The organism is Pseudomonas cyclaminis (assembly GCF_015163715.1).
Taxonomy (GTDB): domain Bacteria; phylum Pseudomonadota; class Gammaproteobacteria; order Pseudomonadales; family Pseudomonadaceae; genus Aquipseudomonas; species Aquipseudomonas cyclaminis.
On sequence record NZ_JADDUM010000216.1, the window covers coordinates 1 to 2,327 of the forward strand.

Here is a 2,327-nt window from a genome sequence, read left to right on the forward strand (position 1 = left end):
CGCCCTCTGGGCCTGACCATCATTGGCGGCCTGATCATCAGCCAGATCCTGACCCTTTACACCACCCCGGTGGTTTACCTTTATCTCGACCGCGCGCGCCATCGCTTCAACAAATGGCGCGGCGTGCGTACCGATGCTGCCCTGGACACTGCGCTATGACCGATTCAACCTTTGCCAAATTGGCCATGACCCGCGGTTCCCGCGTCGCGAGCCTGGTGCTTTGCGGTGCATTGCTCAGCGCCTGCGCCGTCGGCCCCGACTACAAGCGCCCGGACGTTATCGAACCCGTGCAATTCAAGGAAGCCCAGGGTTGGCGCCAGGCCACGCCGAGTGATTCGCTGGCCCGTGGCGCCTGGTGGGAGTTGTACGGTGATCGCCAACTCAATGACCTGGTGGTGCGCCTGAACAACGCCAACCAGACCGTGGCCCAGGCCGAGGCACGTTTTCGCCAGGCCCAGGCGTTGGTGCGCAGCTCACGCGGGGCGTTTTACCCGACGGTCGACCTGAGCGCCGGTAAAACCCGCGCCAGCCAGGGCACCGGCAGCAGCAGTGCCAGCCTCAGCAGTTCCAGCAGCGGTATCCGCGACACCCTCAATGCCCAACTCGGGGTGAGCTGGGAAGCCGACATCTGGGGCAAGTTGCGCCGAGGCCTGGAGGCCAACGAGGCCAGCGCCGAAGCCAGCTCGGCGGATTTGGCGGCGATGCGCCTGAGCCAACAGTCGGAACTGGTGCAAAGCTACCTGCAACTGCGGGTCATGGACGAGCAGACCCGTCTGCTGCAAGCCACGCTGGACACTTACCAGCGTTCCCTGCAAATGACTGAAAACCAGTACCGGGCCGGTGTCTCCGGCAAGGACGCGGTGGCCCAGGCGCAAACCCAGCTCAAGAGCACCCAGGCCAGCCTGATCGACCTGATCTGGCAGCGTGCGCAACTGGAAAACGCCATCGCAGTGTTGATCGGCGAAGCCCCGGCCAACTTCAACCTGGCCGTGAGCAAGGACATTCCGGCACTGCCACAGATTCCCGTGAGCCTGCCGTCGCAACTGTTGGAACGCCGCCCGGACATCGCCTCGGCCGAACGCTCGGTGATCGCCGCGAACGCCAATATCGGCGTGGCCAAGGCGGCGTACTACCCGGACCTGAGCCTGAGCCTGGCCGGCGGCTATTCCAGCAGCACCTACGCCGACTGGATCAGCCTGCCGAACCGCTTCTGGTCGGTGGGGCCGAAACTGGCGATGACGTTGTTCGACGGCGGCCAGCGCTCGGCGGAAGTCGACCGTAGCGTGGCGTCCTACGACGAAACCGTGGCCAAGTACCGCCAGACGGTGCTGGATGGCTTTCGCGAAGTGGAAAACTATATGGTCCAGCTCAAAGTGCTGGAGGACGAGGCGGTGGTCAGCAATGAAGCGCTGGACGCGGCACGCGAGTCGCTGCGCCTGACGCAGAACCAGTACAAGGCGGGGCTGATTGCCTATCTGGATGTGGTCACGGTGCAAGCCACCGCCCTGAGTAACGAGCGTACTGTCCTGACCTTGCTGCAAACGCGCCTGGTGGCCAGTGTGCAGTTGATCGCGGCGTTGGGCGGTGGCTGGGATGGCCAGACTGCGATTGATGCCAAGGACTAGCATCGAGCTCCAAATGTGGGAGGGGGCTTGCCCCCGACAGCGGCGTGTCAGTCCCTGCATCCATGACTGATCCACTGCCATCGGGGGCAAGCCTCCTCGCACATTTTGATCTCCATAGATCAGATAGGTCTCAGGATGCTTTTGATCAGGCCCACCCCTGCCAACGGGCCCGTTTTCAGCCGTTTAAAAGCCAGTACTTTGACGCCAGATTACAGGTGATGGCCCTCTGATAATTAATCACCTGTACCAGAATCAATCTCGCTACAATCGCCCGCTTTGCCACTTGGCACGGACGTTTCAAGGCCGTTGCCCGCGAGAAATCCCATGCTCATTGGAAGTTATTCCACCCCCCTCGTCGTGATCTCGCTGTTCGTCGCGATCCTGGCGTCCTATACCGCGCTGGACCTCACCGGCCGCATCGCGACCGCCAGGGGCCGTGGCGTTTATTTGTGGATAGCCGGCGGTGCGTTGGCCATGGGCGTGGGCGTGTGGTCCATGCACTTCATCGGCATGTTGGCCCTGCGCCTGCCGTTTGCACTGGGTTTTGACATCGGCATTACCGCGCTGTCGTTGCTGATCGCGATGCTGTCCTGTGGCTTTGCGTTGTGGCTGGTCAGCCAGGCGCGTTTGCCTGCGTGGCAGTTGGCGTTTGGTGCGTTGGTGATGGGCACCGGCATTGCCAGCATGCACTACACCGGCATG

The 2,327-nt window shown here is 62.5% G+C and carries 3 protein-coding genes; all 3 read left to right on the forward strand.

Going from position 1 to position 2,327, the window contains the following annotated elements; genetic code table 11:
• Nucleotides 1–159, forward strand: a 159-nt coding sequence (locus IQK56_RS31270; protein ID WP_193901857.1) for a hypothetical protein, incomplete at its 5' end; no start/stop codon positions are given.
• Nucleotides 156–1,625: an efflux transporter outer membrane subunit gene (locus tag IQK56_RS24470; RefSeq protein WP_122305689.1), complete on the forward strand. Its 1,470-nt coding sequence runs from the start codon at nt 156–158 to the stop codon at nt 1,623–1,625. The genes IQK56_RS31270 and IQK56_RS24470, both read left to right, overlap by 4 nt.
• A gap of 324 nt (nt 1,626–1,949) precedes the next feature.
• The coding region (locus tag IQK56_RS24475; protein ID WP_279646846.1) for an MHYT domain-containing protein at nt 1,950–2,327 on the forward strand (378 nt) is incomplete at its 3' end.

Coding starts and splice junctions, on each gene's coding strand:
- IQK56_RS24470 (WP_122305689.1), top strand. CDS start 156: ATGACCGATTCAACCTTTGCCAAATTGGCCATGACCCGCGGTTCCCGC.